The sequence below is a fragment of the Conyzicola nivalis genome (assembly GCF_014639655.1).
GTDB classification, from domain to species: domain Bacteria; phylum Actinomycetota; class Actinomycetes; order Actinomycetales; family Microbacteriaceae; genus Conyzicola; species Conyzicola nivalis.
In genome coordinates this window covers 1,740,809-1,754,780 of the sequence record NZ_BMGB01000001.1, presented here as the reverse complement: position 1 = coordinate 1,754,780, position 13,972 = coordinate 1,740,809, and the positions used below count along the sequence as shown (strand labels likewise).

At 67.7% G+C, this 13,972-nt stretch carries 17 protein-coding genes and 1 tRNA gene; 11 read left to right on the top strand and 7 right to left on the bottom strand.

Annotation, left to right across the window (positions count from 1 at the left end):
* The first annotated feature begins 93 nt into the window (after window positions 1-93).
* Both hpf and secA read left to right on the top strand, forming a co-directional pair.
* The gene (gene hpf, locus IEV96_RS08730; protein WP_188510241.1) at window positions 94-798 is read left to right on the top strand and encodes a ribosome hibernation-promoting factor, HPF/YfiA family; all 705 of its coding nucleotides are present in this window, start codon (window positions 94-96) and stop codon (window positions 796-798) included.
* 193 nt (window positions 799-991) lie between these two features.
* Complete coding sequence (secA, locus tag IEV96_RS08725; protein ID WP_188510240.1) at window positions 992-3,820, top strand: preprotein translocase subunit SecA; 2,829 nt, start codon at window positions 992-994, stop codon at window positions 3,818-3,820.
* Between the two features lie 110 nt (window positions 3,821-3,930).
* On the opposite strand, the gene IEV96_RS08720 is transcribed toward secA, so the two are convergent.
* Entirely contained in the window at window positions 3,931-4,398 is a 468-nt protein-coding gene (locus IEV96_RS08720) for an Rv3235 family protein (RefSeq protein ID WP_229733158.1), read from the bottom strand.
* 149 nt (window positions 4,399-4,547) lie between these two features.
* On the opposite strand from IEV96_RS08720, the gene IEV96_RS08715 reads away from it, so the two are divergent.
* Entirely contained in the window at window positions 4,548-5,159 is a 612-nt protein-coding gene (locus IEV96_RS08715; protein WP_188510239.1) for a hypothetical protein, read from the top strand.
* A gap of 63 nt (window positions 5,160-5,222) precedes the next feature.
* On the opposite strand, the gene IEV96_RS08710 is transcribed toward IEV96_RS08715, so the two are convergent.
* A complete protein-coding gene (locus tag IEV96_RS08710) occupies window positions 5,223-5,516 on the bottom strand; it encodes a helix-turn-helix domain-containing protein (RefSeq protein WP_188510238.1) in 294 nt (97 codons plus the stop codon).
* 87 nt (window positions 5,517-5,603) lie between these two features.
* On the opposite strand from IEV96_RS08710, the gene IEV96_RS08705 reads away from it, so the two are divergent.
* From IEV96_RS08705 to IEV96_RS08695, 3 genes are read left to right on the top strand one after another with little or no spacing between them, the layout of a single operon-like run.
* A complete protein-coding gene (locus IEV96_RS08705) occupies window positions 5,604-6,248 on the top strand; it encodes a hypothetical protein (RefSeq protein ID WP_188510237.1) in 645 nt (214 codons plus the stop codon).
* 56 nt (window positions 6,249-6,304) lie between these two features.
* Window positions 6,305-7,522 carry a CpaE/TadZ family protein gene (locus IEV96_RS08700; RefSeq protein ID WP_188510236.1) on the top strand — a complete coding sequence of 406 codons (1,218 nt, stop codon included), beginning with the start codon at window positions 6,305-6,307 and terminating at the stop codon, window positions 7,520-7,522.
* Window positions 7,523-7,582: 60 nt separating this feature from the next.
* Window positions 7,583-8,302, top strand: a complete 720-nt coding sequence (locus IEV96_RS08695) for an AAA family ATPase (RefSeq protein ID WP_188510235.1) — start codon at window positions 7,583-7,585, stop codon at window positions 8,300-8,302.
* Here the strand turns inward: IEV96_RS08695 and IEV96_RS08690 are convergent.
* The gene (locus IEV96_RS08690; RefSeq protein WP_188510234.1) at window positions 8,288-8,785 is read right to left on the bottom strand and encodes a GNAT family N-acetyltransferase; all 498 of its coding nucleotides are present in this window, start codon (window positions 8,783-8,785) and stop codon (window positions 8,288-8,290) included. The two genes, IEV96_RS08695 and IEV96_RS08690, sit on opposite strands and share 15 nt — an antisense overlap.
* Before the next feature lie 2 nt (window positions 8,786-8,787).
* Window positions 8,788-9,126, bottom strand: coding sequence for a hypothetical protein (locus IEV96_RS08685; protein WP_188510233.1), 339 nt, complete (start codon window positions 9,124-9,126; stop codon window positions 8,788-8,790).
* 54 nt (window positions 9,127-9,180) lie between these two features.
* On the opposite strand from IEV96_RS08685, the gene IEV96_RS08680 reads away from it, so the two are divergent.
* Window positions 9,181-10,677, top strand: a complete 1,497-nt coding sequence (locus tag IEV96_RS08680; RefSeq protein ID WP_188510232.1) for a sensor histidine kinase — start codon at window positions 9,181-9,183, stop codon at window positions 10,675-10,677.
* A gap of 93 nt (window positions 10,678-10,770) precedes the next feature.
* Here the strand turns inward: IEV96_RS08680 and IEV96_RS08675 are convergent, their stop codons facing one another.
* Together IEV96_RS08675 and IEV96_RS08670 are read right to left on the bottom strand one after the other, a co-directional pair.
* Entirely contained in the window at window positions 10,771-11,436 is a 666-nt protein-coding gene (locus tag IEV96_RS08675; RefSeq protein WP_188510231.1) for a hypothetical protein, read from the bottom strand.
* A 117-nt stretch (window positions 11,437-11,553) separates the two neighbouring features.
* Window positions 11,554-11,802, bottom strand: a complete 249-nt coding sequence (locus tag IEV96_RS08670) for a WhiB family transcriptional regulator (protein ID WP_147784762.1) — start codon at window positions 11,800-11,802, stop codon at window positions 11,554-11,556.
* A gap of 167 nt (window positions 11,803-11,969) precedes the next feature.
* Here IEV96_RS08670 and IEV96_RS08665 point away from each other — a divergent pair, with 167 nt between their 5' ends.
* Entirely contained in the window at window positions 11,970-12,407 is a 438-nt protein-coding gene (locus tag IEV96_RS08665; RefSeq protein WP_188510230.1) for a hypothetical protein, read from the top strand.
* Window positions 12,408-12,428: 21 nt separating this feature from the next.
* Here IEV96_RS08665 and bcp read toward each other — a convergent pair whose 3' ends face one another.
* Window positions 12,429-12,905, bottom strand: a complete 477-nt coding sequence (gene bcp, locus IEV96_RS08660; RefSeq protein WP_188510229.1) for a thioredoxin-dependent thiol peroxidase — start codon at window positions 12,903-12,905, stop codon at window positions 12,429-12,431.
* Window positions 12,906-12,978: 73 nt separating this feature from the next.
* On the opposite strand from bcp, the gene IEV96_RS08655 reads away from it, so the two are divergent.
* The 3 genes from IEV96_RS08655 to IEV96_RS08645 all read left to right on the top strand — a co-directional run bounded on the left by IEV96_RS08655 (window position 12,979) and on the right by IEV96_RS08645 (window position 13,943).
* Window positions 12,979-13,051: transfer RNA gene (locus IEV96_RS08655), tRNA-Lys, on the top strand.
* A 97-nt stretch (window positions 13,052-13,148) separates the two neighbouring features.
* A complete protein-coding gene (locus IEV96_RS08650) occupies window positions 13,149-13,679 on the top strand; it encodes a DUF4287 domain-containing protein (protein WP_188510228.1) in 531 nt (176 codons plus the stop codon).
* Window positions 13,680-13,730: 51 nt separating this feature from the next.
* Entirely contained in the window at window positions 13,731-13,943 is a 213-nt protein-coding gene (locus IEV96_RS08645; protein WP_188510227.1) for a hypothetical protein, read from the top strand.
* Window positions 13,944-13,972: the final 29 nt, after the last annotated feature.

Here is a 13,972-nt window from a genome sequence, read left to right as displayed (position 1 = left end):
CGGTGCAACCGGACTAAGTTGGGCGAAAAGGCGCGAAAGAAATTCTTCATCGCCTGATAAAAAGGGCGGCGCCATAGGGCTGGGAGGTCGCACATGGAAATTTCCATCACCGGACGCAATGTTGGCGTTACGGATCGCTTCCGCGAGTACGCAATGGAAAAGGCGGACAAAGTTGCCCACCTTGCCGAGAAAGCCATTGCCTTCGAAATCAAGGTCACCCGTCATCACGAAACCAGGGGAGCGAGCGGCGACGACCGTGTCGAACTCACCCTGATCGGGCCGGGCCCCCTCGTCCGAGCCGAGTCTTCCGGCTCCGACAAGTACGTCGCTTTCGATCTCGCCATGGCCAAACTGGTCGAGCGCATCCGCCAGGCCAAGGACCGAAAGAAGGTCCACCGGGGACAGCACCGCCCGGTCTCTCTGCGTGAAGCCTCCAGTGATGGATTCAGCGTGATCGACATCACGCCCGCGGCGCCGCAGGTGATCGAGAGCGTGCGCACCGGTTCTGTTCCGGTACAGGCCGCCTCCGATCTCTCGGAAGACGTCGAAGAGCCGTACTCGCCGGTCGTCATCCGCAAGAAGGTCTTCGAGGCGACGCCCATGACCGTCGACGACGCGCTGTACATGATGGAACTCGTGGGCCACGACTTCTACCTCTTCATCGACAGCGAGACGCACCGCCCCAGCGTGGTCTACCGGCGCAAAGGCTGGGACTACGGCGTCATCGGGCTCGACGAGAACGCATCGAACGCCGACGCGTCCGCGCAGGCGGGGGCGAAGTTCGTCGTCGCGCGCTAGGCGCGGGCCACTACGCCTCGCGCGAAAGGCACTGAGTACGCCTTGCGCGTAACCAGGTGGCAAGCCTGCCCACCCAGACGGGGCACAGCCGCTGGCTGGGTAGGCTTGCTACCATTACGAGCCGGTAACGGCGGGCGCCACCCGAGTGCCCGCGCGAGGAAAGACCCGCGCTCAATAACCTTTGGAGTAAGTCGTGGCCAACGTTCTCGAACGCGCACTTCGCGTAGGTGAAGGTCGACTCCTTCGTCGCCTCAAGCACTATGCAGAAGCCGTCAACCATCTGGAAGACGACTTCACCCAGCTCACCGACGACGAACTCAAGAACGAGACCGTCGAACTCCGCGAGCGCTACGGAAACGGCGAGTCACTCGACGACCTTCTTCCCGAGGCCTTCGCGGCCGTACGCGAGGCGGCCAAGCGCACCCTCGGCATGCGCCACTTCGACGTCCAGGTCATGGGCGGCGCGGCCCTGCACCTCGGCAACATCGCCGAGATGAAGACGGGTGAGGGCAAGACCCTCGTCGCCACCCTGCCCGCCTACCTCAACGCCATCGCCAGCCGCGGCGTCCACGTCATCACGGTGAACGACTACCTCGCGAGCTACCAGTCGGAACTCATGGGCCGCGTCTTCCGCGCCCTCGGCATGACGACGGGCGTCATCCTCTCCGGCCAGACCCCGCAGGAGCGCCGCCAGCAGTACATGGCCGACGTCACCTACGGCACGAACAACGAGTTCGGCTTCGACTACCTGCGCGACAACATGGCGTGGCAGGCACAGGACATGGTGCAGCGCGGCCACTTCTACGCCGTGGTCGACGAGGTCGACTCGATCCTCATCGACGAGGCGCGCACCCCGCTCATCATCTCCGGCCCCGCGTCGGGCGAGGCGAACCGCTGGTTCACCGAGTTCGCGAACCTGGCCAAGAAGCTCGTGCCCGAGGTCGACTACGAGGTCGACGAGAAGAAGCGCACCGTGGGCGTGCTCGAGCCCGGCATCGAAAAGGTCGAGGACTACCTCGGCATCGACAACCTCTACGAGTCGGCCAACACCCCGCTCATCTCGTTCCTCAACAACTCGATCAAGGCATCCGCCCTGTTCAAGAAGGACAAGGACTACGTCGTGATGAACGGCGAGGTGCTGATCGTCGACGAGCACACCGGCCGTATCCTCATGGGCCGCCGTTACAACGAGGGCATCCACCAGGCGATCGAGGCCAAGGAGGGCGTGGCGGTCAAGGCCGAGAACCAGACTCTCGCCACGGTCACCCTGCAGAACTACTTCCGCCTGTACAAGAAGCTGTCGGGCATGACAGGTACCGCCGAGACCGAGGCCGCCGAGTTCATGGCGACCTACAAGCTCGGCGTGGTCCCCATCCCCACCAACAAGCCCATGCTGCGCAAGGATCAGAGCGACCTGATCTACAAGAACGAGCAGGCGAAGTTCGAGCAGGTCGTCGCCGACATCGTCGGCCGTCACGAGACCGGCCAGCCCGTACTCGTCGGAACCACGAGCGTCGAGAAGAGCGAACTGCTGTCGAAGATGCTCGCCAAGCGCGGCGTCAAGCACGAGGTGCTCAACGCCAAGAACCACGCGCGTGAGGCGTCGATCATCGCGCAGGCCGGCCGCCTCGGCGCCGTCACCGTCGCCACCAACATGGCCGGTCGAGGCACCGACGTGATGCTCGGCGGCAACGCCGAGTTCCTCGCGGTCGCACACATGAACAACAAGGGCCTCAGCCCGGTCGACACCCCCGACGAGTACGAGGCCGCGTGGGACGACGTCTTCGCCGAAGTGAAGAAGGAAGTGAACGAGGAGGCCGAGCGCGTCGTCGCCGTCGGCGGACTCTACGTGCTCGGCACCGAGCGTCACGAGTCGCGCCGCATCGACAACCAACTGCGTGGTCGTTCCGGTCGCCAGGGCGACCCGGGAGAGAGCCGCTTCTACCTCTCGCTGCAGGACGACCTCATGCGCCTGTTCAACTCGGGCGCGGCGGAAGCCCTTATGGGCCGGGGCAACGTCCCCGACGATCTGGCCATCGAGTCCAAGGTCGTCAGCCGTGCCATCCGCAGCGCCCAGTCCCAGGTCGAGGGCCGCAACGCCGAGATCCGCAAGAACGTCCTCAAGTACGACGACGTCCTCAACCGCCAGCGCGAGGCCATCTACGGCGACCGCCGTCACATCCTCGAGGGCGACGACCTTCAGGACCGCGTCACACACTTCCTTGAAGACGTCGTGACCGAGGTCATCGAGGCGCACACCGCCGAGGGCCACTCCGACGAGTGGGACTTCGAGGCGCTGTGGACCGAGCTGAAGACGCTCTACCCGGTCGGCATTACGATTGACGAGCTGCTCACCGAGGCCGGAGCCCGCGGCAAGGTCACCGAGGCGTTCCTCACCAAGGAGATCCTGTCCGACGCCAAGGTCGCGTACGAGAAGCGCACCGCCCAGCTCGGCGAGCCGGCCATGCGCGAGCTCGAGCGCCGCGTTGTGCTGTCGGTCATCGACCGCCGCTGGCGCGACCACCTCTACGAGATGGACTACCTGAAAGACGGCATCGGCCTGCGCGCCATGGCGCAGCGCGACCCGCTGGTCGAGTACCAGCGCGAGGGTTTCGCCCTGTACCAGCAGATGATGGGCCAGATCCGCGAGGAGACCGTCGGCTTCCTGTTCAACCTCGAGGTCGAGGTGACCGGAGGCGGCGCGAACGCGTCCGCCCCGATCGTCGCGGCCAAGGGCCTCACCGGAAACGCTGCCCCCGCCGAGCGCCTGAGCTACTCCGCCCCGAGCGAAGAGGCCAACGGCGAGGTCGAGGTGCGCAACCAGCGCGGCCAGGTCGAGCGGGCGGCGACCGCGCGCGCCCAGCAGGCGCAGCAGTCGAACCCGACGCTGGCACGCGCCCAGGCTCCTGCGAAGGCGGCGCCCGCGAAAAAGGGCGCCTTCGGACAGACGACGGATGCCCCGGCCGAGACGGCAGCGCCCGTCAACCGCCAGCAGCGTCGCGCCCAGGACAAGAAGAAGTAGTAACACCAGCCGACGATTGAGCCTGTCGAGATCCCCGATGTATACGCCAGGAGATTTCGACAGGCTCAACCCGCGTTAAGGGCGCCATCCGCGCCAACGGCACGATCCGGTCACAGCACGTTGATCGCGGTGGCCCGCCACCTCGTGTCGAAGCCCTCCAGCCGTAGCGCCACGGCGCGGGTTCTCGCCTTGCCGATCACGATCACCACCGCCTCGACCACTCCATCGCGCGGTTCGCAGATCGACATCGACCCGATGGCGAAGTTCGGCGCCCTCGCCGGCTGACCCTTGGCCTGACGCGCGCGGGTCGAGAGCACGACCCGCTTGAGCAGGTGGCGGTAGACGTCGTCGTCGACCCAGCGTGCGATCTGCTCGAGGTCGCGGGCGCCGGCGAGGATCTCGATGACGCAGCGGGTGAGGTTCTCGAGCAGGGGCTCGGGATTCGGAAGCACGGCCCGCGTCGCCGGCTGCACGCCGAAGAATTCGTCTCCGTCGTAGGGCGCGCGGATCGGTTTCGACGGCAGCACCTCGTGCGCATCGTCGTGTTCGTGTACTGCTTTGCGGGCCGTCGCGCTCAAACCGGACTCCCCTCGGTGTGATAGCTCTACGAAGGCCCCCGAACGGGGGTGCAAAGACTCAACCAGAGGCGCGGTGCCCGCAATCGCGCCCTACCCAAATCTGTGGATAACCGGTATTGTCCTCCCGCCGGTGTCGCTAGGGTCGGCGCATGCGGTGGGACAACCTGTTCGACGACCTCGAGGGTCAGCTCGAGCAAGAGCTGCGCGCCGAAGAACTCGACGAGCACGCCGAAGAGGAACGGCTGCGCATCGGGCGTCTCTCGGTGCGCGACCGGCTGGTGGCCGTGCACGCCGGCGCCGGCGCCGACAACGACGTCGACCGTGCCGTGCGCGTCATCCTCAGCTCGGGCGAGCACGTGACGGTGCGGGCTCTCTCGTTCGGGCGCGACTGGATGACGGCCCAGCTGCTCGGCGAGACCCGCCGCGCGGCCCAGTGTGTGCTGCCGCTCGCCGCGATCTCGTCGCTCGTGCTGACGCGGGCGCAGCTCGAGCTGAGTCTCACCCCGGACCCTGCGCCGGCGCCCGCGGAGTCGACCCTCGCGTCGCGCCTGACGCTGCCGTTCGTGCTGCGCGACCTGTGCCGCCGACGCGCGCCGATCGACGTGCGCACGGCCCTCGGCGACGTGCACGGCACGATCGACCGGGTCGGCCGTGACCACCTCGACCTGGCGACGCACGACAGCGACCGCCCGCGCCGCGAGTCGGCGGTGATCGACTACCGAACGATCCCGCTGCACCAGGTCTTGCTCGTGCGGCTCTGAGCGGCGGGCTCTGAGCGGCGGTGTCTGTGGCGCCGGCTATGGGGCCGGTACCTGGCGCGGCGCCTACTCCGCGTCGTCGCGCGGTCGAGGCTCGCGCTGCCCGGCCAGCTCGGGGATGTTGCCGAAGTCCGACTGGTTCCACAGGCTGAGTCGCCTGGCCTCTTCGTACTTGGCCTCGATGAACGACTCGAGCACCGAGCGCTCGACCCGCCACTGGCCCTTGCCGCCGATCTTGATGGCGGGCAGTTCGCCGCTGCGCACCAGCACGTAGGCCTGGTTGAGCGAGACGTTGAGCACCTCGGCCGTGTCGGACAGCGTGAGAAAGCGCCCCAAACTGCCGATGTCGCTCTGGTTCATGCATCGATTATGGTCGCGCCGCTGTGCAGGAAACGGAGGTGTGGATAACTTTTTCACGGATGTGCTCGGGCCGTCAGCATGGTCACCATGACCAGTGCAGCCCGCGACCGCGCCGGCACGCCCGCGCGCAGACGGTTCTGGTTCGATCCGCGGTTCGCGATCGGCGTGCTGCTGGTCGCGGCGTCGGTGGCGGGCGTCGTCGCGATCGTCGGTGCCGCAGACACGAGCCTGCTGGTCTACGCCGCGCGCGACCCGCTGGCCCCTGGCGACCGCATCGACGGAGACGACCTCGTGGCGACGAGCGTGCGTCTCGACAGTGCCGCGGAGCTCTACCTGCTGCCCGACGACGTGCCCGACGACGGCCTCGTCGTCACCAAGCCGGTGGCCGACGGCGAACTCGTTCCCGCGTCGGCCGTGGGGTCGATGCTCGGCGAGCAGCAGACCGCGATCGTTCTCGCGGTGAACGGCGAGCTCGCAGCATCCGTCGTCCCCGGGTCCGGCGTTGACGTCTGGAGCGCGCGGCAGATCGGGTCCGGCCTGTTCGAGGCGCCCGCGGTGATCGTGTCGGCGGCGACCGTCGTGCGACTGGTCGACCGCGAGGGCTTCGTCGTCGACGACGGATCGGCGGCGATCGAGGTGCTCGTGCCGCGGTCGCAGATCGCGCGGGTGCTCGAGGCCGTCGCCAACGACGACGCCGTCTCGGTGGTGCCCGCGAGTCTGCCGGGCAAATGACCGGGATGCCTCGCACATGACCGGGATGCCGCGCACATGACCAGGCTGCCGGGCGCATGAGAATTGCGATCGGGGCACCCGAACCGCACGACGCCCGACTGGCGCGGGAGGCCGCGCGTCACGGCCACGAAATAGTGGCGAGCGCCCGGGGCGCGGACGAGCTGGGCGACGCGCTCGACCTCGCCCGGCCCGATGCCGTGATCGTCTGGGCGACGCCGGACTACCTCAGCTACGGACTGCTCTCGCAGTGCGACGCGCACGGGGTGCGCGTGCTCGCGGCGGTGTCGAACGACCAGCAGCGCCGCTACGCGAACGGCATCGGACTCTACGACCTCGTCGACGGCGAAGCCGAGTGGCAGGAGTTCGAACGTCTCGCCCGCGGGGACGACGCGACGCCGGCGGCCGAGCAGCGCGAGGAGCGCGGCACCGTGATCGCCGTGTGGGGGCCGGCCGGGTCGCCGGGCCGGACGACCCTGGCGGTCGGCATCGCGGCGGAGATCGCGGCGGCCGGTTTCTCGGTCGTGCTGTGCGACGTCGACACGCACAGCGCCTCGATCGCTCCGGTGCTCGGGCTGATGGACGAGGCCCCCGGATTCGCCGCCGCGTGCCGCCTCGCCGGGGCGGAGAGCCTGACCCGCGCGGAGCTCGAGCGCATCGGCCAGCGCTACGAGGGCGGCGCGGCCGGGTTCTGGGTGCTCACCGGCATCGGGCAGCCGAGCCGCTGGCCCGAGCTGTCGGGCGAACGGGTCCGCGCCACGATCACGGAGTGCCGGCGCTGGGTCGACTACGTGGTGCTCGACACCGCGTCGAGCCTCGAGAGCGACGAGGAGATCTCGACCGACACGTTCGCGCCGCGGCGCAACGCGGCGACACTCGCGGCGATTCGGGAGGCCGACCACGTGGTCGCTGTCGCATCCGCCGACCCCGTCGGCCTCTCGCGGTTCCTCCGTGCGCACGGCGACCTCGCCGACGTGGCGGTGACCCTCTCGATCACGGTGGTGGCGAACAAGGTGCGGGCCAGCGCGATCGGACTCGGCGCCTCGGGCCAGGTGGCGCAGACCCTGTCACGGTTCGGAGGCATCGAGGCGCCGGTGCTGGTTCCGTGGGACCTTCAAGCAACGGATGCCGCGGTGCTGAGCGCGCGCACCCTCGCCGATGCGGCGCCCAAGTCGGCGACGCGGCTCGCGATCAAGCGGCTCGTGTTCGACCGGCTGCTTCCGGCGACGGCCGTGCGGCGGCGCACCGTCGCGGGTTCGCGATTCTGGCGTCGCTGAGAACCTGGAACGGCGGTGGCGACGAGCGTCGCTGACGGTGGGTTCTGCGAAGCTGTGGGCATGCAGTTCTCCCGGTTGCCCGTGCGGTCCCTCGGCGAGCATCCGCTCAACCCGCTCGACCGCTCCGTCTGGCCGGCGACCCTCCCGCCCGTGGCGCGCGTGCTCGACGCCGGGCTCGAACTCGGCGCGGCCACGATCCTCGTGGGCGAGAACGGCTCGGGCAAGTCGACGCTCGTCGAGGCGATCGCCCTGGCGTACGGTCTCGGTTCCGAGGGCGGCTCGACCGGTGCGATGCATTCGACCAGGGCGACCGAGTCCGAGCTCTGGGACCACCTGCAGCTCGTGCGCAACGCGGGCGCGAGCAAGCGCGGCTACTTCCTGCGCGCCGAGACGATGCACGGCTTCTACACCTACCTCGAAGAACACCCGGGGATGCGGCCCGACATCCCGTTCCACGAGCGCTCCCACGGCGAATCGTTCATCGAGCTGGTGGCCGACCGTTTCCGTGGGCCCGGGCTCTGGGTGCTCGACGAGCCGGAGTCGGCTCTGTCGTTCTCCGGATGCCTCGCGCTGCTGCGCCTGCTGACCTCGCTGCTCGACGACGGCCGTTCGCAGGTCGTGCTCTCGACGCACTCGCCGGTGCTGGCGGCGCTGCCCGGCGCCACCGTCTACGAGGTGGGGGAGTGGGGTCTGCGCGAGCGGCAATGGATGGATCTCGCCCTCGTCGAGGACTACACCCGTTTTCTGCTCGACCCGCAGGCGTTCTTAGGCGAGGCCTAGGCGGTAGACGGCCACCACGACGCCGGTCGGCGTCACGTCGTCGCGATCCCAGACGAAGCCGAGGCGAAGGGCAAGGGTGACGGATGCCGCGTTCCGCGGGTCGATGACCGAGATGAGGTGGTCACGGGCGAGCGACGCGCGCGCCCACGCGATCCACGCGCGGGCGGCTTCGGCGGCGAGCCCGCGTCCCTGCGCGTCGGCGGCGAGAACGTAGCCCAGCTCGACCTCGTCCCAGCCGGGCCAGTAGTGCAGCCCGACCCGCCCCAGGAATTCTCCGGTCTCCCGGTCGATCACTGCACTCTGCCCGTAGCCGTGCTCGCGCCAGATCGCGGCGAAACGGGCGGCCTGCAGCGGGATCGTCTGCGCGGTGAGCGAGTCGCCGCCGACGTAGCGGGCGACCTCGGGATCGGAGTACAGCGCGACCAGGTCGTCTGCGTGCTCGAGACCGAGCGGGGGAAGCAGCAGGCGTTCGGTGGAGAGCACGTCTACTCCACCGGCTCGACCGACACAACGTTCGTGTAGCCGATCAGGTTCTCGATCGTGAACTCGTAGCTCTGCCCGACCGCGAGCTGCTCGCGCACGGCGACATCGCGCACGTAGAAGTCCTCGCAGTTCCCGCCACCCGTGGTCTGAACGCTGAAGCCGGGGCGCTCGCCCTCGTCCGACGGCTGCGCCACGTCGCCGTAGGTGGAGTCGACGGTGCAGCTGACGGTGAGCGGCCGCGCGTTGAGGCTCGCGACGAACGAGAGCGCGGCGACCGTGCTGCCGCCGACGAACAGCACCACCACGAGGACGAGCAGTGTGATCGCCCAGCCCTTGCTCATACCAGCTATTCTCGCAGCCGGTGCCTGCGCGACAGACACGGTAGCCTGAAGACCGTGTCGACCCTCAGTGATCTCGTACAGGCCCAGGGGCGTTCCAGCGAAGCCGACATCGAGTGGCTGCACCTGCTCGTCGGCGACTGGCAACTGCTCGCCGACCTCGCTTTCGCCGACATCGTGCTGTGGGTACCCAGCGCCGAGGGCAGCTTCGTCGCCGTGGCGCACGCCCGGCCCTCGAGCTCGGCCACACTCTTCTACCGCGACTTCGTCGGCCAGGCCGTCAAGCCCGAGTGGGTGCACCAGGTGACGGAGGCGTTCGAGACCGCCCGCATCGTGGATGCCGCCGCTCCCACCTGGTACGAGGAGACCCCCACGCGGGTGCGCGCCGTGCCCGTGCTTCGCCGCCTCTCGCCGAGCAACAACGCGATCTCCGAATCTCCGGTGGCCGTCATCACCCGGCACAGTAACCTCAGCGAAGCCCGCACTCCCGGACGCCAGGAGCTGACGTTCAACGAGTGTGCCAACGACCTGTTCGCGATGATCGCCTCGGGCGACTTCCCCGACCTGGGCGCGCCGACCGGTCCGCGCAGGGGCGCACCCCGGGCATCCGACGGCCTGATCCGTCTCGACGTCGACGGCACCGTCACCTTCGCCAGCCCGAACGCGCTCAGCGCCTTCAACCGCATGGGATTCGCGGGAGAGCTCGAAGGCGAGTCGCTCGCCGAGGTCACCACGAGCCTGCTGCACGGCCGGCTCGTCGTCGACGAGTCGCTGCCGCTCGTCGTGACCGGTCGCGCCCCGTGGCGCACCGACATCGAAGCGCGCGGGGTCACGGTGTCGATCCGCGCGATCCCGGTGCGAAACCACGGCGAGCGGGTCGGGGCGATCGTTCTCTGCCGCGACGTGACCGAGGTGCGGCATCAGGAGCGTGAGCTGATCACGAAGGATGCCACGATCCGCGAGATTCACCACCGGGTGAAGAACAACCTCCAGACGGTGGCCTCGCTGCTGCGCATCCAGGCCCGCCGCACCCACAGCGATGTGGCCCGCGAGGCCCTCGGCCAGGCGATGCGCCGCGTCACCGCGATCGCCGTCGTGCACGATACCCTCAGCGAGGGGCTCAACCAGAGCGTCGACTTCGACGCCGTCTTCGACCGGGTGCTGCTGCTGATCGCGGAGATCGCGACGGGTCACACGACCACGGTGCATCCGAAGTCCACCGGAAGCTTCGGCATTCTGCCGAGCGAGTACGCGACCCCGCTCGCGCTCGCGCTGACCGAACTCGTGACCAACGCGGTCGAACACGGGCTCGCCGGCCGTGCCGAGGGCGAGGTGGAGATCATCGCCGAGCGCGACGACGAGATGCTGAGCGTGAAGGTGCGCGACAACGGTGTCGGTCTCGCCGAGGGCAAGGTCGGTTCCGGCCTCGGCACCCAGATCGTGCGCACGCTCATCCAGGGCGAGCTCGGTGGAGCGATCGACTGGCACACGATGATGGGCTCGGGCACCGAGGTCACCATCGAGATCCCGCTGAACTGGCTGACGAAGAGCTAGTCGCACGACACCGCTCAACAGGGCGGTTTACCGCCGGCGACCGCTCAACAGGACAAATTCGCCCGGTTCGCACGCGCTGTCCTGTCGGCCGGGCTAGTCTTCGTCGACCCGGATACTCTTCGGCCGTTCCGGCGCGCGCACGGGTTCGCCCGATTCAGGCGTGTGCAGGACGAATTCGATGGCCTCGTCTTTGGAGAGGCTGTTCGGATGATCCATCCAGCCGAACTTACCCGTCGGGTCGTACTTATCCGCCACCGGTTCGGGGATGCGGATCGGGCTGCGGCGCAGCACCTCGGCCACCAGTTCGCGGCTGGCCTCATCCAACTCGGGGAGGTGCGGGGACTTCACCCGCACGTACGTCGACTTCTCCACCGAAGCGCCGAACCCCAGGTAGCTGTCGATGTGCCCGCGATGCTGCATCGTCATGAAGGTGGCGTCGGTGATCTGGTCGAAGGGCGTCTTCACGCGGCCGTCGCGCACGAGCGACTCGTCGAAGTTCAACCGGGCCCACTCGCTGCCGGGGCTGCGGAACAGGTACACGCTGATGATCGCGAGGGCGAGTGCGACGAGGAGGACGATGACGCCGGGCCAGCCGTTCGTGTCGAACACCCAGCTCAACACGGCTCGAATCACGAACTGCAGGCCGAGAATGACGACGAGGAACCCGAGGCTGAGGCGGCCGGGCGGGGGCGCTGACCAGAGCAGGCGCCGAGTGGAGGTGCTGCGGAGCGTCACCCAGCCCTGCGGTAGTTGTGTCATCCGCTCATTCAAGCGCAATGCTCAAGTTTTCACGGAGCCTTGCGTTAACGACCGAACTGCCGCCCTCCCTGAGGAGAGCGGCAGTTCGGACTGCTAGGTGGAGACCCTGCGGGAGACCTAGGAGGCGCGGCGGGCGCGGGCGGCGCGACGCTTGAGGGCGCGGCGCTCGTCTTCGCTGAGTCCGCCCCAGACGCCGGAGTCCTGGCTGGTCTCGAGTGCGTACTGGAGGCACATCTCGGTCACAGAGCAACGCGCACATACTGCCTTTGCCTTGTCGATCTGGTCGACGGCCGGACCGGTGTTTCCGACGGGGAAGAAAAGTTCCGGGTCGGCGGTGAGGCAGGCGGCTTTGTCGCGCCAATCCATGGGTGCTCCTTTGATAGAGGGCTCTTTCGGGCGCGAGTAAGGAGCCGTCAAGATTCGGGTGAGAAAGAGAGATGGGATTCGCCCGCGCCGCTGCGGGCTCGAAATCAACCTCCAATAGACTCTCATAACGAAGCACGCAAATCAATGGTTTTGTATGGGATGTAGCTGTGACCGACGCTCGAAATGTTGACGATTCCGCGGAAAATCGGGGTTCTCGACGCCGTCACCACCCCCTCGTGCTGCTGCTCGCGGCGGTCCTCTTCCTCGAGGCCGCGGCGCTCGCGGCGGCGACGGTCGTGCTGATCTTCGAGCTGCTCGTCGCCCGGCCCGACTCGTTCGCGAGCGCCGTGGCCCTCACCGTGTGCGCCGCGATCGCGACCGTCTGGGTCTTCCTCATCGCCCTGAATTCGCTGCGTGGCCGGGCGTGGATCCGCGGCGCCGCGATCGTCGTCCAGGTGCTGATCGGCGCGCTCGCCCTCGGCAGTTTTCAGGGGCTGTGGTCGCGGGTCGACATCGGCTGGCTGCTGCTGATCCCGGCGATCGTCGTTATGGTGCTGCTGTTCGCCAAGCCTGTGCTCGCGGAGACCTCGCACCGCGACGCCTAAGGCGCGCGCCTGCGAGGGGCCTTACGCGTCGACGCCCAGCTTCTTGCGCAGGCTCGCGACGTGGCCCGTGGCCTTCACGTTGTAGAGGGCGAGGTCGATGGTCCCGCTCTCGTCGAGTACGAACGTCGAACGCAGCACGCCCGTGACGAGCTTGCCGTAGAGGTTCTTCTCGCCGTATGCGCCGTACAGGTTGTGCACCGCGAGGTCGAGGTCGCTCAACAGCGGGAAGTTGAGCCCCTGCTGGGCCTGGAACTTCTTCAGGTCGGCCACGGAGTCCTTCGACACCCCGAGCACCTGGTACCCGGCCGACTTCAGCGAGTTGATGTTGTCGCGGAAATCGCACGCCTGCGTCGTGCAGCCGGGGGTGCCGGCCGCCGGGTAGAAGTAGACGATCACCTTCTGGCCGTCGAAGTCGGAAAGCGATACGGATGCCCCATCCTGATCTTCCAGGGAAAAGGCGGGTGCTTTCGTGCCGATTTCGAGTTTTGTGGCGCTCATGGTGCTCCTCGTGTCGCAGGGGTGTTTTACTCATGCTAATCTTGCTTCTCGGCGCTGAAGTTCTGAGCGCTACGCACCTCTAGCTCAATTGGCAGAGCAACTGACTCTTAATCAGTGGGTTCCCGGTTCAAGTCCGGGGGGGTGCACCGAACAAAGCCCTTCACCAGCAGTTCTGCTGTGAGGGGCTTTTCTGGTTTTTGTGACCGCTAGCGCGCCGACGCCGACGGGGCCACACTCGTTGCCATGAACGACCCATTCACCCACCTGGCAGAGAAGACTGGGCGCACCATGCCCGAGTGGATCGTCGTGGTCGAGGGTTCCGGTCTCAGCAAGCACTCCGAGATCGTCGCTTGGCTGAAGGCGGACCACACGCTGACCCACGGTTTCGCGAACGGCATCGCGTTGGCGTTCCGCAACCGCGGCGAATCCGACGCGGAGGACGACCTCGTCGCGGTGCAGTACTCAGGGGCGAAGGCGCCGCTGCGACCGATCCACGACGGTCTCGTCGCCGCGGCGACCGCCTTCGGCGCCGACGTCGAGGCCGTGCCGAAGAAGACCGGCGTCTCACTGCGCCGCTCGAAGCAGTTCGCGCTGATCGAGGTTCCGAGCGCGAAACGCGTCCAGCTCGGCATCCAGCTGCCGGGCGAACCCGCCACCGAGCGGCTGCAGGTCGGCAACGCCATGTGCTCCCACCGGGTGACGATCACGAGCGTCGCGGAGATCGACGAGGAGCTTCTCGGCTGGCTTCGGGCCGCCTACGAGCGCGCCCGATAGCGGCGGAGCCGGTAATAGACGATGTCTCAGGTACCGCGCTAGGCTCGCGGCATGTCCTTCTCGCCGTACTATCCGTTCGATCTTCTCTGGGGTCTCAGCTACCTGCTCGTGATCGCGGGCATCGTTGTGATCGCCATTGTGCTGGTGCGACTGATGCTCGCCGCCACGCGCGCGCTCAACGCGATCACGTTCGAACGCAAGGTACGCGTCGATCTGATGCTCGCCGACGGTGACGACGATCCCGACGCGCCCGCGGCTCCCTGATCACCCGTGCGCTCGAGGCATCGAACACG